At 62.1% G+C, this 330-nt stretch carries 1 pseudogene; it reads left to right on the forward strand.

Annotated features, from left to right (window positions below):
- Positions 1-330 (forward strand): annotated as a pseudogene (locus QEH57_RS24875) (hypothetical protein); the annotation flags it as partial.

Raw genomic sequence — 330 nt, forward strand, 5'->3', positions numbered from 1 at the left:
TGGGTGCAGATCGACCTCGAGCGCGAGGCGACGATCTACGGCCTCGGGCTGTGGCACTTCCACACGCAGAAGCGCGCCTACGTGGACGTGGTGGTGCAGCTCTCCAACGACGAGAGCTTCGAGTCCGGGGTGACGACGATCTTCAACGCCGACCACGACAACTCTCTGGGCTTCGGGGTGGGCAAGGACAAGGCCTACGTGGAGACGAACAAGGGCAAGCTGATCGGCGCCAAGGAGACGAAGGCCCGCTACGTGCGCCTCTACTCCGACGGCAACACCAGCAACGAGATGAACCACTACGTCGAGGTGGAGGTCTTTGGGGAGTACTAA

This window comes from Pelagicoccus sp. SDUM812005, assembly GCF_031127875.1.
GTDB lineage: Bacteria > Verrucomicrobiota > Verrucomicrobiia > Opitutales > Opitutaceae > Pelagicoccus.